The 23,506-nt window shown below is 68.7% G+C and carries 24 protein-coding genes and 1 tRNA gene; 15 read left to right on the top strand and 10 right to left on the bottom strand.

All coding sequences use genetic code 11. The features are described 5' to 3' along the window. Positions 1-151 precede the first annotated feature (151 nt). Genes ACWAT3_RS05670 through ACWAT3_RS05660 form a run of 3 tightly spaced genes read left to right on the top strand, consistent with a single transcriptional unit; the run spans position 152 to position 1,850 of the window. Positions 152-811, top strand: coding sequence for a hypothetical protein (locus ACWAT3_RS05670; RefSeq protein ID WP_460796602.1), 660 nt, complete (start codon positions 152-154; stop codon positions 809-811). Then, a complete protein-coding gene (locus ACWAT3_RS05665) occupies positions 808-1,365 on the top strand; it encodes a hypothetical protein (RefSeq protein ID WP_460796600.1) in 558 nt (185 codons plus the stop codon). Before ACWAT3_RS05670 ends, ACWAT3_RS05665 begins: the two co-directional genes overlap by 4 nt. Continuing rightward, positions 1,365-1,850 (top strand): hypothetical protein, encoded by a 486-nt coding sequence (locus ACWAT3_RS05660; RefSeq protein ID WP_460796599.1) that lies wholly within the window; start codon positions 1,365-1,367, stop codon positions 1,848-1,850. The genes ACWAT3_RS05665 and ACWAT3_RS05660 overlap by 1 nt, the downstream gene beginning before the upstream one ends. On the opposite strand, the gene ACWAT3_RS05655 is transcribed toward ACWAT3_RS05660, so the two are convergent. Continuing rightward, entirely contained in the window at positions 1,782-3,023 is a 1,242-nt protein-coding gene (locus tag ACWAT3_RS05655) for a hypothetical protein (RefSeq protein WP_460796597.1), read from the bottom strand. The genes ACWAT3_RS05660 and ACWAT3_RS05655 overlap by 69 nt on opposite strands. A 31-nt stretch (positions 3,024-3,054) precedes the next feature. Further along, complete coding sequence (locus ACWAT3_RS05650; RefSeq protein WP_460796596.1) at positions 3,055-4,050, bottom strand: LacI family DNA-binding transcriptional regulator; 996 nt, start codon at positions 4,048-4,050, stop codon at positions 3,055-3,057. Positions 4,051-4,196: 146 nt separating this feature from the next. Between ACWAT3_RS05650 and ACWAT3_RS05645 the strand changes: the two genes are divergently transcribed. The 6 genes from ACWAT3_RS05645 (at position 4,197) to ACWAT3_RS05620 (ending at position 10,397) form a co-directional block, all read left to right on the top strand. Then, a complete protein-coding gene (locus ACWAT3_RS05645; protein WP_460796594.1) occupies positions 4,197-5,147 on the top strand; it encodes a carbohydrate ABC transporter permease in 951 nt (316 codons plus the stop codon). Then, positions 5,137-6,045, top strand: a complete 909-nt coding sequence (locus ACWAT3_RS05640; RefSeq protein ID WP_460796592.1) for a carbohydrate ABC transporter permease — start codon at positions 5,137-5,139, stop codon at positions 6,043-6,045. Before ACWAT3_RS05645 ends, ACWAT3_RS05640 begins: the two co-directional genes overlap by 11 nt. 41 nt (positions 6,046-6,086) lie before the next feature. Continuing rightward, positions 6,087-7,400 (top strand): ABC transporter substrate-binding protein, encoded by a 1,314-nt coding sequence (locus ACWAT3_RS05635; RefSeq protein ID WP_460796591.1) that lies wholly within the window; start codon positions 6,087-6,089, stop codon positions 7,398-7,400. A 71-nt stretch (positions 7,401-7,471) separates the two neighbouring features. Continuing rightward, positions 7,472-8,605 (top strand): Gfo/Idh/MocA family protein, encoded by a 1,134-nt coding sequence (locus ACWAT3_RS05630; RefSeq protein ID WP_460796590.1) that lies wholly within the window; start codon positions 7,472-7,474, stop codon positions 8,603-8,605. Beyond that, entirely contained in the window at positions 8,602-9,339 is a 738-nt protein-coding gene (locus tag ACWAT3_RS05625; RefSeq protein WP_460796588.1) for a cupin domain-containing protein, read from the top strand. The genes ACWAT3_RS05630 and ACWAT3_RS05625 overlap by 4 nt, the downstream gene beginning before the upstream one ends. Next, a complete protein-coding gene (locus tag ACWAT3_RS05620; protein WP_460796586.1) occupies positions 9,336-10,397 on the top strand; it encodes a Gfo/Idh/MocA family protein in 1,062 nt (353 codons plus the stop codon). The genes ACWAT3_RS05625 and ACWAT3_RS05620 overlap by 4 nt, the downstream gene beginning before the upstream one ends. A gap of 39 nt (positions 10,398-10,436) precedes the next feature. On the opposite strand, the gene ACWAT3_RS05615 is transcribed toward ACWAT3_RS05620, so the two are convergent. Continuing rightward, positions 10,437-11,582 carry a calcium:cation antiporter gene (locus ACWAT3_RS05615; protein WP_460796584.1) on the bottom strand — a complete coding sequence of 382 codons (1,146 nt, stop codon included), beginning with the start codon at positions 11,580-11,582 and terminating at the stop codon, positions 10,437-10,439. 159 nt (positions 11,583-11,741) lie between these two features. Here ACWAT3_RS05615 and ACWAT3_RS05610 point away from each other — a divergent pair, with 159 nt between their 5' ends. Continuing rightward, a complete protein-coding gene (locus ACWAT3_RS05610; RefSeq protein WP_460796582.1) occupies positions 11,742-12,533 on the top strand; it encodes a DNA/RNA non-specific endonuclease in 792 nt (263 codons plus the stop codon). Between the two features lie 19 nt (positions 12,534-12,552). Here the strand turns inward: ACWAT3_RS05610 and ACWAT3_RS05605 are convergent, their stop codons facing one another. Then, positions 12,553-13,365: a phytanoyl-CoA dioxygenase family protein gene (locus tag ACWAT3_RS05605; protein ID WP_460796580.1), complete on the bottom strand. Its 813-nt coding sequence runs from the start codon at positions 13,363-13,365 to the stop codon at positions 12,553-12,555. A gap of 71 nt (positions 13,366-13,436) precedes the next feature. On the opposite strand from ACWAT3_RS05605, the gene ACWAT3_RS05600 reads away from it, so the two are divergent. Both ACWAT3_RS05600 and ACWAT3_RS05595 read left to right on the top strand, forming a co-directional pair. Then, entirely contained in the window at positions 13,437-14,267 is an 831-nt protein-coding gene (locus ACWAT3_RS05600) for a helix-turn-helix domain-containing protein (RefSeq protein ID WP_460796579.1), read from the top strand. A gap of 102 nt (positions 14,268-14,369) precedes the next feature. Next, positions 14,370-16,439 (top strand): bifunctional lysylphosphatidylglycerol flippase/synthetase MprF, encoded by a 2,070-nt coding sequence (locus tag ACWAT3_RS05595; protein WP_460796577.1) that lies wholly within the window; start codon positions 14,370-14,372, stop codon positions 16,437-16,439. Between the two features lie 149 nt (positions 16,440-16,588). Here the strand turns inward: ACWAT3_RS05595 and ACWAT3_RS05590 are convergent, their stop codons facing one another. Both ACWAT3_RS05590 and ACWAT3_RS05585 read right to left on the bottom strand, forming a co-directional pair. After that, positions 16,589-17,338 carry an alpha/beta fold hydrolase gene (locus ACWAT3_RS05590; RefSeq protein ID WP_460796576.1) on the bottom strand — a complete coding sequence of 250 codons (750 nt, stop codon included), beginning with the start codon at positions 17,336-17,338 and terminating at the stop codon, positions 16,589-16,591. Between the two features lie 10 nt (positions 17,339-17,348). Beyond that, positions 17,349-17,960 (bottom strand): DUF1349 domain-containing protein, encoded by a 612-nt coding sequence (locus ACWAT3_RS05585; RefSeq protein ID WP_460796574.1) that lies wholly within the window; start codon positions 17,958-17,960, stop codon positions 17,349-17,351. Positions 17,961-18,122: 162 nt separating this feature from the next. Between ACWAT3_RS05585 and ACWAT3_RS05580 the strand changes: the two genes are divergently transcribed. Next, on the top strand, positions 18,123-18,593 hold the full coding sequence (locus ACWAT3_RS05580) for a GNAT family N-acetyltransferase (protein ID WP_460796572.1): 471 nt from the start codon (positions 18,123-18,125) through the stop codon (positions 18,591-18,593). A gap of 143 nt (positions 18,594-18,736) precedes the next feature. On the opposite strand, the gene ACWAT3_RS05575 is transcribed toward ACWAT3_RS05580, so the two are convergent. Both ACWAT3_RS05575 and ACWAT3_RS05570 read right to left on the bottom strand, forming a co-directional pair. Next, positions 18,737-18,826: transfer RNA gene (locus tag ACWAT3_RS05575), tRNA-Ser, on the bottom strand. A 58-nt stretch (positions 18,827-18,884) separates the two neighbouring features. Beyond that, positions 18,885-19,928: a hypothetical protein gene (locus tag ACWAT3_RS05570; RefSeq protein ID WP_460796571.1), complete on the bottom strand. Its 1,044-nt coding sequence runs from the start codon at positions 19,926-19,928 to the stop codon at positions 18,885-18,887. A gap of 141 nt (positions 19,929-20,069) precedes the next feature. On the opposite strand from ACWAT3_RS05570, the gene ACWAT3_RS05565 reads away from it, so the two are divergent. Beyond that, the gene (locus tag ACWAT3_RS05565; RefSeq protein WP_460796569.1) at positions 20,070-20,846 is read left to right on the top strand and encodes a hypothetical protein; all 777 of its coding nucleotides are present in this window, start codon (positions 20,070-20,072) and stop codon (positions 20,844-20,846) included. A 30-nt stretch (positions 20,847-20,876) separates the two neighbouring features. Here ACWAT3_RS05565 and ACWAT3_RS05560 read toward each other — a convergent pair whose 3' ends face one another. Together ACWAT3_RS05560 and ACWAT3_RS05555 are read right to left on the bottom strand one after the other, a co-directional pair. After that, on the bottom strand, positions 20,877-21,335 hold the full coding sequence (locus ACWAT3_RS05560) for an SRPBCC domain-containing protein (protein WP_460796567.1): 459 nt from the start codon (positions 21,333-21,335) through the stop codon (positions 20,877-20,879). Positions 21,336-21,372: 37 nt separating this feature from the next. Beyond that, positions 21,373-22,008 carry a helix-turn-helix domain-containing protein gene (locus tag ACWAT3_RS05555; protein WP_460796565.1) on the bottom strand — a complete coding sequence of 212 codons (636 nt, stop codon included), beginning with the start codon at positions 22,006-22,008 and terminating at the stop codon, positions 21,373-21,375. A gap of 87 nt (positions 22,009-22,095) precedes the next feature. Between ACWAT3_RS05555 and radA the strand changes: the two genes are divergently transcribed. Continuing rightward, complete coding sequence (radA, locus tag ACWAT3_RS05550; RefSeq protein WP_460796563.1) at positions 22,096-23,466, top strand: DNA repair protein RadA; 1,371 nt, start codon at positions 22,096-22,098, stop codon at positions 23,464-23,466. The last annotated feature ends 40 nt before the right edge of the window (positions 23,467-23,506 follow it).

The following is a 23,506-nucleotide window of genomic DNA, read 5'->3' as shown; positions in this document are numbered from 1 at the left end:
CGTCTCCTGTTCTCGCTGCATCGCGGGCGTCGACTCCGCTGAGCGACTTCGCCCTGCCCCTGAGCCGAATAGTAGAGGGCGCGGGCTCGGCGCACCATGCCCGCGTTCCCGCGCGCGGGCGGCATCAGAGCGCGGCCACTAGGCTTTCGGCGTGACGAGCGCCCACGAGACCCCGGGAATCATCCGCCGGTCGGCCGCCGCCTCCGGTCGCGCGCTCGCCTCGCTCGGCGCTCCGCTCTGGATCGCGATCCTCGTCGCGACCGTCGCCGCCGCGGTCTTCGTCGGCGTGGGCGGGCTGCGCCCGGCATCCGCCTCGCCGACCGAATTCGACGCCGGCGAGGAAGTCCGCACGTCGCTGTACGCCGTCACGGTCCTGGATGCCGAGACCACCGACGTCGTGGAGGACCGATTCGAGGCCGACCCAGGCGAAACCCTCGTGGTGCTCACGGTGCGCGTGGAGAACCTCTCGGACCGTCCCATCGCGCTCGGCGGTTCGACGGACCGGATCGAGGCTCGACTCGTGAACGCCCCGGAACCGCTGCTCGCGCTCGTCGACGTGGAACCGACGGATTTCTCCCGGTCGTGGCGCACCGACGGTTCCGCCGGCGGGATCGTGCTGCAGCCCGACGTGCCGACCGTGGTGCAGATCGCCTGGCCTGTGCCCGAGGGTGCTTTCGCCGACGGCATCCTTCGGCTGGATGTCCACGAGCCCGACGTCACGACGGGAAAGGTGATCTTCTCGTCCGACTACATCACGTGGCAGCGCGGCGATCTCGTCGCCAGAATCCGCGTACCGGTGGAGGCGTCGTGAGGCGCGCTGCTCCGTGGGCCATCGGCGCCGCGCTCGTCGTGGCGGCCGGCGCCGCCGTGGCGCTCACTCCCCCGGACATCGCGTTGTCGCAGGCGATTTCGATCCGTGGTGCGGCAGGCGATGCGGTGACGGGCCGCACGCTCACCGCGCAGGTCCGCGATGCCGTCTTCGCTGACCGCATCGCCACGGGCGGCGGAGACTGGACCGCGGACGGCAACTGGCTCGTCGTGACCGTGGCGGCGTCGGCCCCGCAGACCGAGGTGGACGCAGCGATCGTCTTCGCGGCGCTTCAGATCGGCGACCGCACCTTCCACGCCAGCGAGCGGGCACGCGGCACCCTGCTGGGCACTTCGCTCCGCGTGGGTGTCGACACGGTCGGAATGCTCGCGTTCGAACTGCCGTCGGACGTGGATGCCGGGGAAGCCGACCTGCGCCTGATCACGTCGTATTCGACGCCGCAACTGGACGATGTGGTCGTGCTTCCCCTCTCGCTCGATGACCTGCCGTCCGAGGGTGAGATCGAGATCTCGCCGCCCGAGTGGGAGGGACTCTGATGCGCGGGTCAGGGCGCCGCGCCGCGCTGATCGCGCTGCTGGCGGCGGCCGTCGCCGTCATCGGGGTGCACGTGTGGTTCGACGTGGTTCCGACGATCGATTCGGACGATGTGACCGTCGTGAGCGCTGAAGGAACGGTCGATGTCGCCGGTCAGCAGCTCGCTCTTCGCTCGGTGCGCGCGGACGAGTTCGCAGCGCCGGAGGACGCGCACACCGTCAGCATCCGACTGCACTCCCGCGGCGGGGCAGAGGCCACCGGATGCCGGTCGCTCCTGCTCGCCGAGCAGAACGGGGAACGCGTGTGGACCCTCGCGAACTCCGAGCTCGACATCCCCTCCGACGCCGGCGAATCCCGGTGCCAGGCGGAATCACCGCCGTACGACCTCATCGCGGTGTTCGTCGTCCCCGACGACGCGTCAGGGCCGTTCTGGTTCGATGTCACCGATGAGGATGGCCGCATCGTCCGCTTCCCCGTCGAGCTCTGACAGGGTGTGCCCTCCGGGCTCCCGCGGCTCCAGCCCGGACTCGGGGCGCGCGATGACGCTGTCGTACGCCGTCGCGACGATCGCGACGCGCAGCGGCTCGGCCACGGCGGCGACGCCGACCAGGACGAGCGGCAGGAAGGCCTCCCAGAACTCGGGCTCGCGTCCGCCGATCGCCACGAGCACTCCGCGCGTGCCCAGCTGCTCGGCGAGGGCCCACAGGCAGTACGCCAGCGCGTAGCCGCCGAAGAGCGCGGGGCCGCTGCGCCAGATGACGGCCATCGCCGCCCAGAGATCCTCGAACCGTCTGGTCAGAGTGCGCGCGAGGATCGCCATCGAGCCGCGAGACTCCGTCGCCGTGCGCAGCATCCGCGGCACCGCGCTCTCGAATGCCGTGCCGTAGATGACCCCGGCGACGAGCAGCCAGGCTGCCGGCACGATGACGGCGGCGACCAGGATGCCGAACGCCCAGGTGCCCGCCTCCCACACGACCGCGATCACCGAGAGGTTCGTCGCGAACCAGTCGCCGACGCCGTCGAACCAGTGCGCGCCGGCCGTCGTGGCCGTCCAGTCGAGAACGTCGGCCCACCACTGCCCGACGAGCGTGAACAGCATGAAGGTCCAGAGGACTTCGGCGTAGGTCGCGATGATGAGCGTCCATGCCGGCAGACGCGCGCCGTAGCGGGAGAACGCGAAACGCGCGGCGAGCGCGACGACGAGCACTGCGACCGGGAGGGCCCCTGCCGTGATGAGACCGCCGCGGTCGCCCAGTTGCGTCGCGTCGAGCGCGGTCTGCTCGAGCGCGATGCGCGCAGCGATGTTCATGAACTCGATCTGGTCGGCCGTCAGCATCCCCCACGCGGCGTAGAAAGCGAAGAAGGGCAGGATCGCCGGCAGGATCGCCGCGCCGAACTCGCGCGATCCGCGGTGCGCCGGGGCGTCGATGTGCGGCAGCGACGGGCGCACTGAGAGGTACATGGCGACGTACGACGCCAGCCGCGCCGCCACCGCGAGCGGCAGCAGCAGCAGCAGGCCCCCGAGCGTCGTGTGGCCGCCGACGAATCCGGCCAGCTGCACGAGCAGTTCATGCAGGGCCTCGCCGCCGAGATACCAGGCCACGAGTGCGACCCAGTGCCGCGCCATGATGCGCCCGAACGTACGGATGACCTGCGACATGACTCCCACGGTAGCGGGCGGAGTCCTGCGATCAGGATGCCGTCGGAGCGCCGATCGATTCTCGCCAGACGATGCGCTGCAGGCCGGTCGCCGGCGGCGGCACCGGCTCACGCCGCACCGTGGCTATGAGGCGGCGCATCGAGTTCTCACCCAGCGACTCCCGATCCTGAATCACCGACGTCAGCGACGGGACCAGATACGCGCTCTGGTCGGTGTCGTCCCAGCCCGTCACGCTCATCCGCCCCGGAACCGACCAGCCGCGCATCGTCGCGGCGCGGATCGCGCCGGTCGCGACGAGGTCGTTCGAGGCGATCAGCGCGAAGGGTGCAGTGTCCTCCGGCAGCGCGGTGATCGCGTCGAATCCAGGCCCAGGAAGCCAACTCCCCGTGATCACCCCCATGGACTCGAGTCCGAGGCGCTCGATCGTCGCGAGGTAGGCGTCACGGCGCGCGATCGCCGACGGGTAGGAGAGCTCTCCTGTGATGTGCAGGAACCGGCGGTGACCCAGCTCGACCAGGCGCTCCATCATCTCGACGACGGGACGCGCGTCGGTGAACTCCCCGGTGACGTGCATCTGCTCGTCGAACTCGCTCAGCGACAGGACCACGGTCCGCGTCCGGTCGACCGGCGGCACCGGCGCGTGCAGAGGCGTGAACGAGAGGATCCCCTCGAACTCCTCGGAGGCGACGATCTCCGCCATCCGCTCCGCGCGCGCCTCCGGCTCTCCGGGGACGTAGACGACCTCGACCGCGTATCCGCTGTCGCGCGCGGCGTTCGTCACGCCGTGCAGGAGCGTGAGCGGGTTCAGCGCCGACACGGTCATCACGACGGCCAATCGCCCCGTCCGCTGCGTACGCATGGAACGCGCCGCGAGATTCGGCCGATAGTTGAGCTCGGCCGCCGCCTGCATGACGCGTTCCCTGGTCGGTTCGGAGATCCCGTCCCGTCCGGTGAAGACGAACGACACCGTCGATTGCGACACCCCGGCGAGTCGCGCGACATCGCGACTGGTAGCCCTCTTCTCCATGCGCGGCTCCCCTCTCGGCCGGCCGTTCCGAAAAAGCGGTTGACGCGGCATCCGTGCTTTGCCATAGTAGCCAATACGTCTTAGTACTACGTATTAATAGTACGTAGTAACGAGCGCCACTGTCATCAATGAGGATGGGGAGGAATATGAGCATCGCCGAACTGCGGAGCATGTCGCATGCTCGCGCCGGGAGGAAGCGGACGAAGGAGGAGAGACGCGCGGCCGCACCGGACAACAAGACCGCGCTCGTCTTCCTCGCGCCGTTCCTGCTGGGCGCGTGCATCCTGACACTCGGCCCGATCCTGATGTCGCTGTATCTGTCGTTCACGGATTTCAACCTGCTGCAGGATCCGAACTGGGTCGGCATCGATAACTACGTGCGCATGATCAGCGACACCCGGTTGCATCAGTCGCTGATGGTGACCTTCCTCTACGTGCTGATCGGCGTCCCCCTTCAGCTCGGCGTCGCGCTCGGGCTGGCGATCCTGCTCGACAAGGGCATGCGCGGGTTGTCGTTCTACCGCTCGGCGTTCTACCTGCCGAGCCTGCTCGGGGCATCCGTCGCCATCGCGATGCTGTGGCGGCTGATCTTCGGCGCAGACGGCCTGCTCAACGCCCTGCTCGGCGCGATCGGGATCGAGTCCAACCAGAGCTGGATCGGAAACCCGGACACATCGCTGTCGACCATCATCCTGCTGCATGTGTGGATGTTCGGCTCGCCCATGGTGATCTTCCTCGCCGGCCTCCGACAGATCCCCGCCGAGCTCTACGAAGCGGCGGCCACCGATGGAGCACCGGCATGGTGGCGCTTCCGCGCGATCACGCTACCGCTGCTCACGCCGATCATCTTCTTCAACCTCGTTCTCGCGGTGATCAACTCGTTCTCCGCCTTCACGCAGGCGTTCATCGTCTCCGGAGGTTCCGGCGGGCCTGCGGATTCGCTGCTCTTCTACACGCTGTACCTCTACCAGGAGGGCTTCAGCTCCTTCCGGATGGGCTACGCCTCGGCACTCGCGTGGCTGCTGCTCATCATCATCGGCGTCCTCACCGCCGTGAACTTCTGGCTCTCCAAGTTCTGGGTGCACTATGACGACTGAAGACATCTCGACGAGAACTCTCATCACGCCGGCACGCGGCCGCGGCGCGAAGCCCTACCGCCAGCAGAGCCGCTCCCTGTGGGGTCGGGCCCTGCGGCAGACGGTGATGATCATCATGGTCGTCATCTCCCTCTACCCGGTGCTGTGGATGGTGGTCAGCTCGCTGCGACCGGAGGGCGAGATCTTCGCCAACCCGTCCCTGATCCTCACCGACTTCGAGTGGGAGAACTACGTCTACGGCTGGAACGCGCTCGGCACCCCGTTCGGGCAGTACCTGCTCAACTCCGGCGTCATCGTTCTTGGCTCGATCGTCGGCAACCTGTTCAGCTGCTCGCTCGCGGCGTATGCGTTCGCGCGCCTGCGGTTCCGGTTCCAGAGACCGGCTTTCGCCTACATGCTCGTGACGCTGATGCTGCCGATCCACGTCGTGATCGTCCCGCAGTACATCCTGTGGGCCCAGTTGGGTCTGAACGACTCGTTCTGGCCGCTGATCGTTCCGAAGTTCCTCGCCACGGACGCCTTCTTCATCTTCCTCATGGTGCAGTTCATCCGCGGACTGCCGAAGGAGCTCGATGAGGCGGCACGCATCGACGGCGCAGGGCACGGACGAATCTTCTTCCAGATCCTGCTGCCGCTGATGACACCGGCGCTGGCGACCACGACGATCTTCACGTTCATCTGGGTCTGGAACGACTTCTTCTCGCAGCTCATCTTCCTCACCAGCCCAGGCAACTACACCGTCCCGATCGCGTTGCGATCGTTCATCGACGCGCAGTCCACGTCGTCGTTCGGCGCGATGTTCGCGATGAGCGTCGTCTCGATCATCCCGCTCGTGCTCATCTTCGCCTTCGGGCAGAAGTTCCTCATCAAGGGCATCGCCACCACCGGCCTCAAGTAGGCATCCGACCGACCGATCAGGTCTCGATCACCAGGAGAATCATGAAGCGCAACACCCTTCGCGCCGGAGCCGGCATCGTCGCCGGCATCCTCGCGCTCGGCCTCGCCGGCTGCGGCCTCGGAACCGCGGACGGCGGTGACGAACCCGCCGAACTCAGCGACGAACCCGTCACCCTGCGGATGTACTGGTGGGGCGGCGACGCTCGTCACCAGCGCACCCAGGAGGTCATCGACCTCTTCGAGGAGAAGTACCCGAACATCACGGTCGAACCGGAGTTCTCGGACTGGACCGGCTACTGGGAGAAGCTGGCCACCTCCACGGCGGGGAAGAACTCCCCCGACGTCATCCAGATGGATCAGCTCTACCTCGCCTCCTACGCCGACCGCGGGACCCTCGTCGATCTCACCGACTACGACATCGACACCTCGGGCATGGAGGACAGCGTGCTCGGCATGGGCGAGTCGGAAGGCGGACTGTACGCCATCCCGATCTCGACGTCCGCGATGTCGACGATCGTGAACACCGACCTGCTCGATGAGATCGGCGTCCCGCTCCCCGACAACACCGACACCTGGACGTGGGAGGAGTACATGGCCTGGTCGAAGTCGGTGACCGACGCCGCCCCCAGCGGGACCTACGGCGGCTCGCTCGCACAGAACGAGTTCATGCTGCAGCTGTTCGCGCGGCAGAACGGCGAGAACCTGTTCGAGGACGGCGACATCGCCATCTCGCCCGAGACACTGGCCGCGTTCTTCCAGAACGCCCTCGACTCGACCACGAACGGCGCCTCCGCTCCGGCATCCGCCTGGGTCGAATCGACGAGCCTCGCACTCGACCAGTTGCCGCTGTCGGTGGGCACTGTCGCCTCCAGCTTCATCACTGCGACGCAGGTCTCGGCGTACACGCAGGCCTCCGGGGCGAACCTGGAGCTGGTGCCGATCCCGATGACGGACGGCGGAGTCGAGGACTACGACTACTTCAAGGCCGGCATGTACTGGTCCGTGTCGTCGCAGTCCAAGCACCCGGCCGAGGCCGCGTTGCTGATCGACTTCTTCCTCAACGACCCCGATGCCGTCAAGATCATCGGCAGCGAGCGAGGCCTGCCCGCCATCTCGACGACGCTCGAGGTCATCGGCGACGATCTGACGCCCGAAGAGGTCAAGGCCGTGGACTTCTCCGAGTCGCGCCTGCCCTTCCTCGGCGAGGCGCCGGCCATCGTCCCGAACGGCGCGTCCGACATCGACGCCGTCCTCCTGCGCTACATGCAGGACGTCCTGTTCAGCAGCAAGACGCCGCAGGACGCCGCGACCGGATTCATCGCCGACGTGCAGAAATCGATCGACGCGGCCGGTTGACCGCGAGGGCGGCCTCTCTCCGGAGGCCGCCCTCCTCTGTCCCGCCCCGCACAACCTGAAGGAAGCAGAGCATGCTCAGAATCGGAATCATCGGCACCGGCGGAATCGCAGATGCCCACATCAACGGCTACCTCGCCTTCGGCGAGGAATGCGAGATCGTGGCGCTCGCGGACGTCGTCCCCGGCAAGGCCGCGCAGAAGGCCGCCGGGTTCGGGCTGGACGGCGCCGTGGCCTACGACGATCCACTCACGATGATCTCGGATGCCGGAATCGACCTCGTCAGTATCGCCACCCCTCCGTCGACGCACGCCGCGCTCGCGATCGCCGCGCTGGATGCCGGGGTCAACGTGCTCGTGGAGAAGCCGATGGCGCCGTCGCTCGAGGAGTGCGATGCGATGATCGCCGCACAGGAGCGGTCGGGGAAGGTGCTCTCGGTCGTCGCGCAGAACCGGTTCCGCGACGATCTCGCCACGCTCAAGGCCGTCGTCGACTCTGGACTGCTCGGCTCGATCTCGCACGTCCGCGTCGACTCGGCGTGGTGGCGCGGCCTGCCCTACTACGACCTGTGGTGGCGCGGCACGTGGGAGAAGGAGGGCGGCGGATCGACGCTCAACCACGCCATCCATCACATCGATCTGCTGCTGTGGCTGCTCGGGCGGCCCAGCGAGATCACGGCCATGCTGGCGAACGCCCAGCACGACAACGCCGAGGTCGAGGATCTCTCTGTCGCCGTCTTCCGCTACGGCCGGGGTCTCGCACAGCTCACGAGCTCGGTCGTGCATCACGGCGAGGAGCAGGAGATCGTGATCCAAGGCGAGCGGGCACGCGTGTCCCAGCCGTGGAAGGTCGTGGCCGAACGCGCGCGGCCGGACGGGTTCCCCGAACTCGAGCGCGACGCCGGACTGGTGGAGCGCATTGAGCAGGTGGCCGCGTCGCGGCCGCCGCTCGAGCACCTCGGGCATGCGGGGCAGATCGGCGATGTGCTGGACGCGATCCGCACGGGCCGCGCCCCGGTGGCCGACGCGCAGGACGGCCGCAGCGCGGTCGAGATCGTCACGGCGATCTACGAGTCGGGCTTCGAACGCCGGGTCGTCGCGCTTCCGCTGTCGCCGGCGAACCCCTACTACCGCGCCGGCCACCTGGTCGCCTCCGCACCGCACTTCTACGAGAAGCAGCGCTCGATCGCAGAAGCCGTGCGGGCATGATCACCACCTTCCCCGGTGGCACGTCACTCACCGGACTGGATGTGTACCGCGATGCCGCGCCGGACGGCATCTGCGGTGGCAGTCCGCACGTGCACCTGGCCTCGACGGAGGCGTACCTGGTCGTCTCCGGACGCGGCGCGCTGCACACGATCGATCGCGATGGCTACCGCGAGACCCCCCTCGAAGCCGGATCCGTCGTCTGGTTCACGCCAGGCACCGTGCACCGCGCGGTGAACGAAGGCGACCTCCGCGTGATCGTGCTGATGAGCAACGTCGGGCTCCCCGAGGCGGGAGATGCCGTGCTGACATTCCCCGCTGACATCGTCGCCGATGCGGAGGCGTACGCCGCGGCATCCGCGCTGGGAGATGCGGACGGGCGCGAGCTGCGCGCATCCGCGCGCCGAGACCTGGCGGTCGCCGGTTTCGAGACGCTCCGCGACGCGGTGGTCTCCGGAGACCGCACCCCGCTGGAGGCGTTCTACGCCGCGGCCGTCGAACGCGTGCGATCGCGCGCGCAGGACTGGCCGGCGCTGGTCGTCGACGGCCCGCTCGCTCAGGCAGAACGCGCCGTCGCCCTCGCCGAGGCGATCGCGGGCGGATCGGTCGAGCACCTCGGCGAGGCGCGCCTGTCGCGTGCCGAGGCCTCGGCCGGCGAGCCGGCCTACGGCATGTGCGGGCGCCTGCGCACCTACGACATCACCACCCCCACCGAGCTGCAGGAGAGTCCCCAGTGAACCATCCGTACGTCTTCGATCGCCTTCCAGAGCCCGTCGTCGCCCCTGGCGAGTTCGTGTTCGCCGCCGTCGGGCTGGCGCACGGCCACGTGCTCGGCATGACGCAAGGACTCCTGGATGCCGGCGCGACCCTGCGCTGGGTCTACGACGCCGACGAGGGGAAGGTCGCCGAGTTCGTGGCGCTGTTCCCCGGGGTGCGCGTCGCGGCCAGCGAGCAGGAGGTGCTGGACGATCCGGAGGTGCAGCTGGTCGCGAGCGCCGACATCGCCTCGGAACGCGCGCCGCTGGGCCTGCGCGTCCTCGAGGCAGGCAAGGACTTCTTCGTCGACAAGGCACCGTTGACGACGTTCGACCAGCTCGCCGCCGTGCGCGAGGCGACCGCCAGAACCGGTCGGAAGTACGCGGTGTACTACGGCGAGCGCGTGCACTCCGAGGCGGCGATCCTCGCCGGGCAGCTCGTCGATCAGGGCGCGATCGGCACGGTGCTGCAGGTCGCCGCGTTCGGGCCCCACCGTGTCGGCACCGGGCGTCCGGCCTGGTTCTATGATCCCGAGCAGTACGGCGGCGTGCTGTGCGACATCGGCAGCCACAACTTCGAGCAGATGCTCTATTACACCGGTGCCGTCGACGGCGAGATCGTCAGCGCGACGGTCGCCAACTACGCGCACCCCGAGACGCCGGGTCTGCAGGACTTCGGCGACGCGCACGTTGTGCTCGACAACGGGATGACCGGCTACGTCCGGGTCGACTGGTTCACTCCGGCCGGCATCGGCGTGTTCGGCGACGGCCGCACCATCCTGCTGGGAACGGACGGCTACATCGAGATGCGCAAGTACATCGACATCACGACCGACAACGGGGCGGGCCAGGTGCTGCTGGTGAACCAGCAGGGCCAGTTCCGGTTCGACGCGGCGGGGAAGACGGGGTTCCCGTTCTTCGGGCAGCTGATCCGCGACTGCCTCGACCGCACCGAGAACGCGATGACCCAGGCGCACGCGCTGAAGGCCGCCGAGCTGAGCCTGCAGGCGCAGTCCACGGCCCGCGTGCTGGCCGGCTGAGCTCGAGGCTGCCGGTGGGGCCCTCGCCGGCCGGCAGTCTCAGCTGAACAGCACGATGACGTAGGCGGCGAACATCACGAGGTGCGCCGCACCGTGCATGGCGGTCGCCTTCTTCGCCGCGAACGTCGCGACCGACAGCACCAGCGTGACGCCCAGCAGCATCAGATCCGCCGGACTCTCCATCAGGACGACGGTCTGGCCGGTGAACAGTCCGATCAGGAGCACGGCCGGGATCGTCAGTCCCACGGTGGAGACGAGGGCGCCGTGGCACAGATTGCTCACCCGCTGCGCTTCTCCGCCGAGCGCTGCGCGCACAGAGGTGATCGATTCGGGGAGGAACACGATCGCCGCGATGAGCACGCCGGCCAAGGCCGGCGGGGCACCGAGTCGTCCGAGACCGTCATCGAGCAGTGCCGCCATGTCGTGCGACAGCAGCACGATGGGCACGACGGTGACGATGAGCAGGACGAGCCGGGTGGCGATCTCGCGGCGGTGCTCGCGCAGGACGTCCGCGATCGGGGTGCGCGGCGCGGCCTCCTGTGCGGGAGAGGCGGATGCCGCGGCATCCGGCTCGGTGAAGTCGATCGCCCGCGGACCCATCTGCTGCGCGAGGAAGAACCCGTAGACGGCGAGCGTGAGCAGGATGATCGGGATCGCCTGGCCGGTCGTGAGCGCGCCATCCACTCCGATGACGGCGGGCAGCCCGAAGGCGAGCGCGCTGAGGACGATGAGCATCGCGAGGTACGTCGAGGTGCCGACGCGGTTGTGTCGCAGGCCGCCGTTGCGCAGCCCGCCGACGAGCAGGCAGAGCCCGATGACGAGGTTGAGGATGATCATCGAGACCGCCATCACCGAATCGCGTGCGACGGTCGTGTGATCGCCCGGCCCGAGCATGACCGCCGAGATGAGCACGACCTCGATCAGGACGATCGACAGAGTGAGCACCAGCGACCCGTACGGATCACCGAGGCGATGGGCGAGGGCTTCGGCCTGCGTGACCACGCCGAACGCGCAGACGAGGATGACGGCGACGATGCCGGTGAGCGCGACGATCAGGATGACCGGTGGCACGGGCGCCGCCAGGATCGGATGAATCAGGAGCAGGACGACGAATGCGCCCCATCCGAGTCCGATGCGGACGAGATCCGCCGAGCCGACGAACGGCAAGCGGGTGAGGCTGCGCATTGCTGTCTCCTTCGAGGCGGGGCCGTCCCCGAAAGAATGACACGATCCGGGTCGTCCCGGTCGGTGGTGCGGTGACTCCGATTCTACTCAGGGCGCCTGCTCAGGGCAGGCCGTGCGCAGTTGTGGTGTCGCCGGTCCCGGTCGGGCACGATGGGAGGCATGACCGACGGCTACGACTCCGCCTTCCTGGATGCCGCACTGCCGGTGCCCCTCCCGCAGCCGGCGGGCACGGTTCTCGATCTGCCGTATCCGCGCTTCACGGTGCTGCTCGATCCTGCGCGGCGCCTCGCAGCCGTGACCGCGGTCAACATCGACGGAGCGCGGCTTCTCGCGGTGTCGCGGACGGGCGACTGGCGTCTCGACGAGCGGGTCGAGGCCGATGAGCAGGCGGGGCCAGACGTGTACGCGCGCAACGACCTCGACCGCGGACACCTCGTGCGCCGGCGGGATCCGGGGTGGGGCGAGCCCGCCGACGCGCGGGCGGCGACGGAGGCGACGTTCTTCTACCCGAACGCCGCCCCGCAGGCCGCGGGTTTCAACCAGTCGAAGGAACTCTGGCTCGGCCTCGAAGACCACGTGCTCGCCTACGCGGAGGCGACGGATCAACGCGTGTCGGTGTTCACCGCGCCGGTGCTCGGGGAGAAGGACCCGCCGTACCGCGGCATCCGTGTGCCGTTGCGATTCTGGAAGGTTGCGGCGTGGAGCGGACCGGACGGCCTCGCCGCGGCGGGGTTCCTCCTCGACCAGTCCGAGCTCATCGACGTGCGGGAGGGCCTGCTCGCTCCCCCGCCGCTGGGTGCGTTCCGCACCTTCCAAGTGCCGATCGCCGACATCGCGGATGCCGCTGACGTGGACCTCGGTCCGCTGGTCCCAGCGGACGTGCTCCCCGAACGCACGGCGCGTCCGTCCGCGTGGCGGACGCTGCACCGGCTCGACGACGTCGTGCTCTGACGGGCTCCGGCTCTGCGGCTCAGTGCGGAGCGGCCGGCACCCAGCCGTCGCCGCACGCGCCGCCTTCTGCCGTCTCCGAGATCGTGACCTCCGTGCCGTCCAGGCGCAGCAGCGGGTTGTAGAACTTCGAGATCTCGGTGCTGTCGACGGGCACGTAGTGGAAGATCAGCGATCGCCGAAAGCGGTCGCTCGATCGGTTGGGTCCGGAGCCGTGAACCATGCTGCCGTGGAAGAAGAGCACATCTCCCGCGGCCAGCTCGGTCTGCTGGGTCGAGAAGCCGTCGGGGAGCGTGATCTCGGTGCTGGTGAACGATTCCGTCGGGTCGGCCTCGTCCGGGCAGACGATCTCGTAGCGATGCGATCCAGGCACGACCTTGAGTCCGCCGTTCTCGGCATCGCAGTCGTCGATCGCGACCCATGCGGCGATGCACGTCTCTGGATGCGCCTGCAGGAAGATGTTGTCCTGGTGCAGCGCCTGCCCGCGTGCGGTCGGCGGCTTGAAGTAGAACATCGACTGCGCGGCGTAGACGGGGCCGACCATATCGGTCACCGGTCCGACGATGCGCGGGTCGAGCATCCAGCGTCTGGCAAGGCGCCCGATCTCGAGGTCGGTGCGCCGATGCGGGTGCACGAACCGCGGATACCGGGCGAGGACGTCGTCATCGGGAATGCTGTCGTCGTGCGCGATGCTGCGGTCGAGATCGACCTGCTGCATGAACACGTCGCGGATCTCGGCGATCTCGGCGGGCGTCAGGAGGCCGTTGAGCTGCACGACGCCGTGCTGCTCGTAGTCGGCCGCGATGCGAGGAGCGGAAGTGGTGATGATGGACATGGCTGCAACTCTCGCCGCCATCGGCGTGACGCACCATGGGATGATCGGTCGATGACATGGAGGATTCTGCTGTGACAGCGTCGCCGCCTGACCCACGGGACACGCCCCATCCGCAGGTCGTGCGCGTCGTCGCCGGCGAGTTCACCGCCGGCCGCGACTACTCGACCTGGCGTGGGCACGGCACGACCGACTGGCTGATCATCCACACGATCGCGGGGTCCGGCCGGATCGGCGGCCAGGACGGCGACGTCGTCACGCACGCCGGCGACAGCATCCTGCTGCGTCCGCAGGTGCTCCACGACTACGCGACCGCGGAGGGCGCCGGTGCATGGTCGCTCGCCTTCGCGCACTTCCACCCCCGAGCCGAGTGGATGCCGCTGCTGGACTGGCCGCTGCACGAGGGCGCGGTGGGGCTCGTGCACGCGCCGGGCGGGATCCGCCCGCGCGTGCTCGAAGGCCTGCGCGGCTGCGCGCATGCCTCGGCCGGTTCGCTGCCGCAGTCCGAACTCTTCGCGATGAACGCGCTGGAATCGGCGCTGCTGTGGCTCGATACTCAGAATCCGCTGCGGGGACGCATGGACGAACGCCTCCTGCGGGTCGTCGAGCACATCGGGTCGGATCTCGCGGCCGACCTCAGTGCGCCGGCGCTGGCCCGCGTCGCGACCCTGTCGCCGTCACGCCTGACGCACCTGTTCACCGAGAGCCTCGGGATGCCGCCGCAGCAGTACGTGGAACGCGAACGCCTCACCCGCGCCGCCCGGCTGCTCGCCTCGACGGACCGAGCCGTGAACGAGATCGCCCGCGACGTCGGCTGGGATGACCCGCTGTACTTCTCCCGCCGGTTCTCGAAGCTGCATGGCGTGAGCCCGACGACGTATCGCGCCCGGTGGGCCGGACGCTGACGCACGACAGCGGGGACGGCGCGTGTCCGGCGGCCCGATCTCCTTCCCCCCCAATCCTCCGCTCCGTTACTCTCGGATCGCCCCCCCTCGAAAGGCACGCCGATGACGGACCTCGCCCCTCCCGGTCTCCTCCGCGTCGTGCGACGTCTGCCCGTCAGCATCCTCATCTTGCTCATCCTGCTCGGGGCAGGATTCGCGACCGGCGCCCTGTGGAGCCCGTTCCTGGACAATCCGTTGTGGAACGAGCTGGCCTACGGTCTGCCCGCGTTCCGCGGCGGCCGCTGGTGGACGCCCCTGACCGGTACGTTCCTCGCAGCGCAACCGCTGGGGTACCTGCTTCTGGTCGTCTGTCTGGCCGGCGTGGCATTTCTGGAGTGGCGTCGCGGCTGGCGCATCGCGCTGGCCTGGTTCGCCGGCGGCCAACTGTTCGCCATACTCACGACGGCCGTTCTGCTCTGGGGTCTCACGGTCATCACCCCGGCCTGGCCGTGGGTGCAGCATGAGGCAGCGGCGCTGGACGTCGGGCCCAGCGGCGGACTGCTGGCCTGCATCGCCGCGGCGGTCGGAACGCTGCCCTCGCCATGGCGGAACCGCGCCTGGCTGACACTGCTCGCTTATATCTTCGTCGCCCTGCTGTTCTGGGGCGACATCGCGGATCTCGAGCACGCCGCAGCGGTCGTACTGGTGCTGTGCGTCGATCGTTCGCTGAAGCTGCGCCGGGCGACGGTGCGCGAGCAGCGCCTGCTCGCCTTCTTGGCCCTGATCGTGCTCGTCGCGATCTCAACGATCGTCGACTATGTTCCGACCTCCGGCCCCTTCGGTGCCACTGAGCCATCGGAGACGCTGCGGTGGAGCGTTCTGATCGATGCGGCTATGACCCTGATCGTGCTCAACGGCCTGCGTCGCGGCCGACGCTGGGCCTGGCTCCTCTCGCTCCTCTACGCCGCGCTGAACGTGCTGGCCGGTGCGCTGATCGTCCTCGCCCTGCTGCTCTCGCTGGAGGCGGACATCGAGAATCTCGGCCTGAACGCCCGGATGGCGGTGGCCACCGGCATCCTGTGGGTGCTCTTCCTGGTCATGCTGGTCATTCTGCGCCGCGCGTTTCGCTGGCGGCGCCGGCCGCCACTCGGCGGCGGCGCGGCACCGACCCGCGACGACGTCGTCTCCGCGCTGCAGCAGCACGGCGGCGGCACTCTGTCCTGGATGACGACGTGGGAACCGAATGCGTACCTGCGCACGAACGGCGGGATCGTGGCCTACCAACGGCACAACGGGGTAGCGCTGGCGCTGGCCGACCCGATCGGCGCCCCCGCTGAACGATCGGCCGCTGTGGTCGAGTTCATCGATCGCGCCGAACGGGCGGGACTCACGCCCTGCTTCTTCAGCGCAGACGATCGGACTCTGGCGGCGCTGCCCACGGGCTGGCAGAGCCTGGTCGTCGCAGACGACACGATCGTCGATCTGCCTGGGCTCGCGTTCACCGGTAAACGCTGGAGCGCGATCCGCACGGCGACCAACCGCGCCGACCGCGAAGGCGTCACCTTCACGATGTCACGGCTGACGGACGAACGCTGGGGCGTCCGTGCGCAGCTACGCACGATCTCAGAGCTGTGGGTGGGAGACAAAGAGCTTCCGGAGATGCGGTTCACGCTCGGCACGCTTGCCGAGGCAGAGGACTCCCACGTGCGCGTGGCGATCGCGACGGCCGCCAACGGTGACGTCGACGGCTTCCTCTCCTGGCTGCCTGTCTACGGGCCGGGCGGTACCGTCCGCGGGTGGACGCTCGATCTGATGAGGCGCCGGCCAGACGGATTCCCGCCGGTGATGGAATACCTGATCGGGATGTCGGCTGCCGCCTTCCGTGACGAGGGCGCGGAGTTCCTGTCCCTCTCAGGCGCCCCGCTCACCCACGAGTACCCGCCCGAAGCGGGCACGATCGCGGCGCTCAGCACGCGGCTGTCCGACCTGCTCGAGCCGGTGTACGGATTCCGGTCGCTGCACCGGTTCAAGGAGAAGTTCCACCCTCGCTACGAGACTCTGCACCTGCTGTACCGGGAGACAGCCGACCTGCCGCGGATCGGCCTGGCGCTGACCCAGGCCTTCCTGCCGGACGCGACGCTCCGGCAGTATGCGGCGGCCGGACTCGACGTCGCGCGCCACGGCGCGGACTGACCCGACGCTGGCCCTGTAAAGCCGGACCCGCACGCCGTTCGTGTTCGCCGGCGCGGCTACCTGAGCAGCGCTGGCGCCTTGAACGCATCGGTGGCGCCGGACGAGGGCACCTGCCCGCGGATAAACAGGAGAAGCCGATCGGACGGAGCCTATCCCGCCGCGATCCAATCGCCGACGCGCTCGCGGAACCAGTCCGGCCGCTGGAGCGGAACCCCGTGCCCGCACCCCGCGACGATCAGAAGCTCGCTCCGGGAATTGCCGGCGGCGATCGACGCTGCGGATTCACGCATGAACGCATGCTCCCGCTCACCGACCATCACCAGGCTCCGGCCACGGAAGTCAGACCAGCCGTCGGGAATGCGGAATCGCATGTTCTCGCCGACGGACGCGAGGAGGGTCTCTCTCGTGATGGACGCGCTGGTCGCGATGTAGTTCTCCCTGAGCGCTGACGGGATGAACAGTTCCCTGGCCTGCAGTTTCGCGAACCAGCGCCGACGAGCCAGTGGCGCGGCCAACCCCAGCAATCCGAGAGCGATCCCACTGAAAGGTGCGCTCTTGGCTTGCGCGCTGACGGCGACGATGCCGTCGACGAGGTCGGGATGCCGTGAAGCGAGGAGGATCGCGAGTTGCGCGCCGAGAGAGAACCCGACGACTGTCGCCGGAGCATCCCGAGAGTCTCTGCGCAAGAGAGACGCGAGGCGGTCCACGGTCACTGTGTGGGACTCGTACCGGTCATCGTCCGACTGCCCATGACCGGGGAGGTCGACGACGATGATGCGATTCCCCGCGTTCTCGTCGATCAGCGATGGCTCCCACATCCATCCGGCGACGCCTCCGCCGTGGAGCAGGACGACGGTCCGTGCGTCGCTCGCATCGGAGCCGTAGGAGATCGAGTGCATGCTCCGGTGGTCAGGTTCCGTCGCGAAGGTCGGACAGCGTGGTTTCTGAGGAGCGGATGCTGTCGAAGCGGACATCGCAGCCTTCACCTGTCGGGCTCTGAGCCTCGAAGCCCACGCGAAACGGGGCATCCCTTTCGTCCAGCGCGAATGCGCGCACGAAGTCCCACGTGCTGCCGTCGACGCTGGAGTGGAAGGCGAACACGGGACCGATCTTCGATACGCGCAGGTGGACCGCGCCCTCGTGAACGACGTGGGAGTTCGCGTCGTCGGAGACCCCGCGCGTGACGACCGACACCACCATGGGCTGACCGGCGGGAGAGAGCTCGAAGCAGAGCTTGGCCCATCGACGCTCATCGACCCAGAGGAGAAGCACCCCCGCGTCGAAGGTCGCCGTGAAATCCACCTCGACGCGGGCCGACAGCTGCCAGTCCCCCGACGACGGCGAGGCGAGCAGACGCACCGCGTTCAGCATCGACTCGGCCGCCGTACCGGTCGCGCCGCTCGGATCGATGAAGAAATCGCTGTGCGCGCGGGCTCTGACGCTGAGCACCCCGTCGTCCACCCGCCATCCGGCCTCATCGATGTCTTCGAACTCGAGTGTGGACGCCGTCATCAGTCGCATGCCCTCAGTCTGGCGGAGATCCACCGTGCGTCGCGAGGAGTTTGCTCCGCGGTCAGCGGGGTCGCCGGAATCAAGCCCCTCGTCAAGCCCGCCGGATGCCGATAACTTCTGACAGCATCCCGATCGGAGCGTCCGTCGAGATTCGAGCGGAGGAGAAGTCTTTTGAACATCACGGTGTCCCGGATCTCGTCGGCCGACGCGGGCGAGGTGCTGACGATCCAACGTGCGGCGTTCGTCTCGGAAGCCCTGATCTACGGCACGGCCGACATGCCGCCGCTGACTCAGACGCTGGAGGAGCTGCGCGCAGAGCTGACCGACGCGGACGGCTGGGTCGCCCGGATCGGGCCGAGGCTCGTCGGCGCCATCCGCACGCGGGAGACCAGTGATCTTCTGCTGATCGGCCGCATCGCGATCGCGCCGGATCTGCAGGGCGAAGGCATCGGACGCACCCTGCTGGAGGCCGCGGAGAGCTCCTCGAGTGCTCCGCAGGCGGAGCTGTTCACCGGGAGCCTCAGCGAGGCGAACATCCGGCTGTACCAGGACTGCGGCTATCGGATCGTCGACACCGTCGACGAGGGCGACGGCACAGCCCAGATCTTCATGCGCAAGCGACTCACCCGGGATGCCGAGTGAATGCGGATCGGTGGCGCCGCGATCTGTGAACCGCCGCGAGATGTCGACGGCCAGCTCCGGCTCCCGAGTCGCGGCGATCGAACGCCGAACTTGACGAAACCCCCGCGATCCCAGTGTTTCCAAGGGATCGCGGGGGTTCTGGATGGCGGTGACGGTGGGATTTGAACCCACGGTAGGGGTGAACCTACACAACATTTCGAGTGTTGCACCTTCGGCCGCTCGGACACGTCACCGCGGACTAGTTTACGGGAGACACGGCATCCGCGCGAATCGAGCGCCGCACCGCACCGTTCACCAGGCCGCAGCGACCTCGACGTGCGTCTGCAGGATCCCCTCGGTCGACCCTGACGGCGCCCGCCCGATGCCGCACTCCGTTGCAACGCCGAACACGGGGGCGAATTCGGATGCCGCGGCGATCCGCCGTTCCGCACCCTCCGCGCCGTCTTCGCGGTGCACGAGTCCGAGATAGAGCTCGCCCACCGGATCCAGCGACGCGAGGGCCGCGAAGTACGCCTCGTCGTCGCGGTCGATCGGCACCGGCAGGTGCAGCCAGGTCAACCGCTGCGAGGCCGCCATCACGGCATTCGCGTACCGCACCAGGTTCCCGGCATCCGTCGGCTCCACGAAGTGCTGCTCCCCCGCGTCGCCGTAGCAGAGGTGCACGCCGACCTCGGCATCCGTCGGGACCGCATCGATCAGCGACGCGAGCCGGGCGACGAGACCGTCGAACGGATTCCCCGGCCACCACGCGTCCATGACCTTGCCGTAGCCGGCCGCCCGCTCGATGATCCCCATCTCGCTGGCGACGTCCCACTGCACCGAGAGGTCCTCGTGCGGGATCACCTCGGCGATGCGCGCCAGCTCGCGCAGCATCGCCGCCTGGTAGATCGGTTCGATCGCGGCGCGGTCGTCGCCCGAGAAGAACGATGAGACGACCGCGACCGGCGTCGGCAGCGACACCTGGAAGCGCATGCCGGCGGGCACGGCGCCCTCGGCACGCAGCCGCGCGAAGATCGCATAGGACTCGATCGCGGCATCCGCATAGCCGAGCGGAGGCAGCTCGATCTGCTCCGCATCCACGCCGTCGCCGATGCGCAGCGGCCGGGCATCCAGCCCGGCGGGGAACGGGATCGGCTGGGCGCCGACACGCTCGAGACCCGCCGCCTGCCCGAGCACGTCCGGCTGGAACATGATCCAGTGGAACCGCTTGCCGACCTCTCCGTCCGGAATCCGCTTCAGCCGGTCGCCGAGCATCTCAGCGGCCACGCGCATCGTCTTCTCTGCGTCATCGAAGTTCACACTGCCCACGAGAAGGGCGCCCTGCGGCATCGTCATGCATTCAGGCTATCCGCGCGCGGGACCGTCCTCGTGCGAGTGGACGCCTGAACGGCGTCCCCCGGTCCGCACCTCCCGCATCCCGCCCGTCAGGAAGTTAGGATGGCCTAAACGGATTCCGCTGAGCAGGAGGTGTGCACCATGGGCTTCGTCACCTCGCCCGCACTCGACGAGACCGGGTATGCGATCCTCGACCGGGACGAACGACGAATCGACCCGGCCGAGTGGGAGCAGCTCGAGTACATCGGATGGCGCTCCTCCGGCATCACGCGCTTCGCCCCGCTCACCAGTTACGCCGGCGAGGTCGACTGCAACGGCTTCTGGAACCACACCCCGCCGCGCACCGACAAGGACGGCGTCTGGATCGATTCGCAGGTCGAACGCGCGCCGACCATCGTCGCCCGTGCTCAGGAGCCCGGCGCGAACATCGGCCGCTGCCGCGTCATCGAGCTGCAGCCCAACACCTACGCCGACGCGATCTACAACCTGCATCAGGACGACAACAACCGCCTCAACGAGGACGGCACGGGTTGGGTGGTCCGCGGCATGCTGAACCTCACGGATGATGCCGACTCGCTCATGATCCTCCGCGAAGACCGCTTCGATCCGGCCACGGAGGTGCGGCTGCCGCTGCCAGCCGGGTCCCGCGTGATCATCGACACGCAGCGGTTCTGGCACGCGGTGTGGCATCGCGGCACTGCTCCCCGCTACTCGCTCATCACCTCGTGGACCTCGGGCCCGGAGCTGGACGCCTACATCGCCGGCGCGCACGGCGACCCGCACGCCCCGCGCGTCGAGCTCGATCAGCAGCTCGTCGACGACGCGCAGGTCGAGATGCACCGGCGCATCGAGGAGCGTCGCCGAGCCTTCGAGGCGGCCGGCATCACGATGGAGCCGCCGGTCTCGCTGTACGGCTGACGTCGACCGATCGGATGCCGCGGCATCCGCTCACTCGACCAGAGCGGCGAGGTTCTCCAGCGTGGAGCGGAACCCGGCCTGATGGTCCTCCGCCGAGATGCCCTCCGGCACGTTCTCGGCCCGGAATCGCACGAGGCTGCGCGCGCCCTCCGCGCTCACCTCCCACGTCATCCGCATGATGCCCGAATACGCGGCATCCTCGGAGGGGAACTCGACGTCCTGCACCACCCTGACACCGGGTACGACGGCGACGAACACGCCTTTGACGATGTCCTCCGCCGCCGACGCCTTGCCATGCGCACCCTGCGGATCGGCATAGGTCAGCACGATGCGACAGGTTCCACCGGGGCGGACGTCGAAGCTGTCGACGCGTGCTGTCATCCCTGTCGGCGGCAGCCAGCGCACCACCGCATCCGGGTCGGTCATCGCGTCGTACACGCGCACTGGTGGCGCATCGATCAGTCGCTCGGCCTCATCCGTCCTCGCCATCACTCCACCGTACGTCGGCGGCGCGCTGCGCGACAGGTCAGGCGGCTGTGACGGTCAGCGCATCGGCGAGACGCAGCCGCACGGTGCATTCCTCGGATCGCTGAGGCACGAGCACGCAGTCGGCGATGAGCGGACCGCCGGCCTCCGTCAGGACTCCCTGCATCAACCCCAGATGCACCGCGCACAGCACCGGTCGATGCTCCGGCCGCCCCGCCGCGTGCGGGCAGGGCGTGAGGTCGACGGTGAGGGCTTCGTCATCGACGAGCGGCTCGAAGCCGCTCTCCTCGAGGTGCTCGACGAGTGCGTCGAGCTGGTGAGTCGCATCGCGTGCGAGGTCGGACGTCGTGGACGGCAGCATCCGCCGCAGCAGATCGCCACGGCGCGCCGCCGCGGAGACCTTCTCGCGGGCCACGGGACTGGATGCGTCCGGAGCGCCGGTCGCCGCACTGTAGAGCGTGCGCGGGCGGCCGCGGGTGGTGCGTCGCTCGATCGAGGCGATCACGTACCCGCCCTCGATGAGGCGCTGCAGATGCTCGCGGATCGTGTTCGCGTGCAACCCCGTGGCTTCGTGCAGCTCGCTGATCGAGCGCTCGGGTCGCGCCTGCACCAGGTGCAGGATCTGCACCCGGGAGTAGCTCGATATCGGCCCGTATGCGGGTCTGGCGGTCGCCATGGATCCATTGTGTCCGAAGCGGCTGACAGCCCACCGGGCGGTGGGCCGTGAATAACTACTGTCGGATGCCGCGACTACCCTGAAACCATGGCAAAGACCCGTCCCGCTCCCCCGGCCTTCGTCTGCACCGAGTGCGGGTGGACGGCCTCGAAGTGGGTGGGCCGGTGCGGCGAGTGCCAGCAGTGGGGCACGGTGGTCGAGCAGGCGGCGTCGGTCGGCATCGCCCGCCCGCAGGTGACGGCCCTGGCGCCGTCGGCCGACCGGGTCGCGCGCCCGATCACGCAGATCACCACGACCGAGTCGCCTCGTCGCACGAGCGGTGTCGGCGAGTTCGATCGGGTAATCGGCGGCGGCATCGTCCCCGGCGCGGCGATCCTGCTGAGCGGCGAACCCGGTGTCGGCAAATCGACGCTGCTGCTCGAGGTCGCGGCGCAGTCAGCGCGCTCCGGACGCCGCGTGCTCTATGCGAGCGCCGAGGAGTCGCCTGCGCAGGTGCGCCTGCGCGCCGAGCGCACCGGCGCTCTGCACGATGAGCTGTACCTCGCCAGCGAGACCGACCTCGCCACGATCCTCGGCCACATCGACGAGGTGCGTCCAGAACTCGTGATCGTGGATTCTGTGCAGACCATCGCATCGTCGCTCATCGACGGCGCGGCTGGTCAGCCCAGCCAGGTGCGCGAGGTCGCCGCCACGCTCATCCGGGTGGCCAAGGAGCGCAGCCTGCCGATCATCATCGTGGGGCACGTCACCAAGGACGGCCAGATCGCCGGGCCGCGGCTGCTCGAGCACCTGGTCGACGTCGTGTGCCATTTCGAGGGTGATCGGCAGACGTCGTTGCGTTTCGTGCGCGCGTTGAAGAACCGGTTCGGTCCGACGGATGAGGTCGGATGCTTCGAGATGGCGGGCGATGGGATCCGCGAGGTGCCGGATCCGTCGGGTCTGTTCCTGTCGCAGGGCGCTGCAGAGCCGGGGACGTGCGTGGCGATCGCGCTGGAAGGGCGGCGGGCGATGCCCGTCGAGGTCCAGGCGCTGACCATCAAAGCGTCGGGGCCGAATCCGCGTCGCGTCGTGCACGGGCTGGACGGGTCGCGCGTGGCGATGGTGCTGGCCATTCTCGAACGGCGCGCGCAGATCCCGACCGGGCAACTGGACGTCTACGTCTCCACGGTCGGCGGGGTGCGATTCACCGAGCCGGCGGCCGATCTTGCGATCGCGCTGGCCGTCGCCGGGTCCATCGAGCAGATCTCGGTGCCTCGATCGATCGCCGCGGTCGGCGAGCTCAGCCTCGCCGGTGAGGTGCGCCCGGTCACGCAGGCGGCCCAACGGCGCAGCGAAGCGGCACGGCTGGGATATGCGCGGGTCGTCGATGAGAGATCTGAGACGCTGCGCGCGGCGATCGACGACGTCCGGGCACATGGGCGCCGCCCGCGTCCCGTCGACGACATCCCACCGTTCTGAGCTTCTCGGCGCCGCGCACGCTCACGCATCCGGTGACCTC

It is taken from the genome of Microbacterium sp. GXF0217 (assembly GCF_054798195.1).
This window is presented reverse-complemented; position numbering and strand designations above follow the sequence as displayed.

Bases quoted from the DNA above. Each gene is read 5' to 3' on its own strand.
- ACWAT3_RS05660 (WP_460796599.1), top strand. From the start codon at position 1,365: ATGCGCGGGTCAGGGCGCCGCGCCGCGCTGATCGCGCTGCTGGCGGCG.
- ACWAT3_RS05655 (WP_460796597.1), bottom strand. From the start codon at position 3,023: ATGTCGCAGGTCATCCGTACGTTCGGGCGCATCATGGCGCGGCACTGG.
- ACWAT3_RS05650 (WP_460796596.1), bottom strand. From the start codon at position 4,050: ATGGAGAAGAGGGCTACCAGTCGCGATGTCGCGCGACTCGCCGGGGTG.
- ACWAT3_RS05645 (WP_460796594.1), top strand. From the start codon at position 4,197: ATGAGCATCGCCGAACTGCGGAGCATGTCGCATGCTCGCGCCGGGAGG.
- ACWAT3_RS05640 (WP_460796592.1), top strand. From the start codon at position 5,137: ATGACGACTGAAGACATCTCGACGAGAACTCTCATCACGCCGGCACGC.
- ACWAT3_RS05635 (WP_460796591.1), top strand. From the start codon at position 6,087: ATGAAGCGCAACACCCTTCGCGCCGGAGCCGGCATCGTCGCCGGCATC.
- ACWAT3_RS05630 (WP_460796590.1), top strand. From the start codon at position 7,472: ATGCTCAGAATCGGAATCATCGGCACCGGCGGAATCGCAGATGCCCAC.
- ACWAT3_RS05625 (WP_460796588.1), top strand. From the start codon at position 8,602: ATGATCACCACCTTCCCCGGTGGCACGTCACTCACCGGACTGGATGTG.
- ACWAT3_RS05615 (WP_460796584.1), bottom strand. From the start codon at position 11,582: ATGCGCAGCCTCACCCGCTTGCCGTTCGTCGGCTCGGCGGATCTCGTC.
- ACWAT3_RS05610 (WP_460796582.1), top strand. From the start codon at position 11,742: ATGACCGACGGCTACGACTCCGCCTTCCTGGATGCCGCACTGCCGGTG.
- ACWAT3_RS05605 (WP_460796580.1), bottom strand. From the start codon at position 13,365: ATGTCCATCATCACCACTTCCGCTCCTCGCATCGCGGCCGACTACGAG.
- ACWAT3_RS05595 (WP_460796577.1), top strand. From the start codon at position 14,370: ATGACGGACCTCGCCCCTCCCGGTCTCCTCCGCGTCGTGCGACGTCTG.
- ACWAT3_RS05590 (WP_460796576.1), bottom strand. From the start codon at position 17,338: ATGCACTCGATCTCCTACGGCTCCGATGCGAGCGACGCACGGACCGTC.
- ACWAT3_RS05585 (WP_460796574.1), bottom strand. From the start codon at position 17,960: ATGCGACTGATGACGGCGTCCACACTCGAGTTCGAAGACATCGATGAG.
- ACWAT3_RS05570 (WP_460796571.1), bottom strand. From the start codon at position 19,928: ATGACGATGCCGCAGGGCGCCCTTCTCGTGGGCAGTGTGAACTTCGAT.
- ACWAT3_RS05565 (WP_460796569.1), top strand. From the start codon at position 20,070: ATGGGCTTCGTCACCTCGCCCGCACTCGACGAGACCGGGTATGCGATC.
- ACWAT3_RS05560 (WP_460796567.1), bottom strand. From the start codon at position 21,335: ATGGCGAGGACGGATGAGGCCGAGCGACTGATCGATGCGCCACCAGTG.
- ACWAT3_RS05555 (WP_460796565.1), bottom strand. From the start codon at position 22,008: ATGGCGACCGCCAGACCCGCATACGGGCCGATATCGAGCTACTCCCGG.
- radA (WP_460796563.1), top strand. From the start codon at position 22,096: ATGGCAAAGACCCGTCCCGCTCCCCCGGCCTTCGTCTGCACCGAGTGC.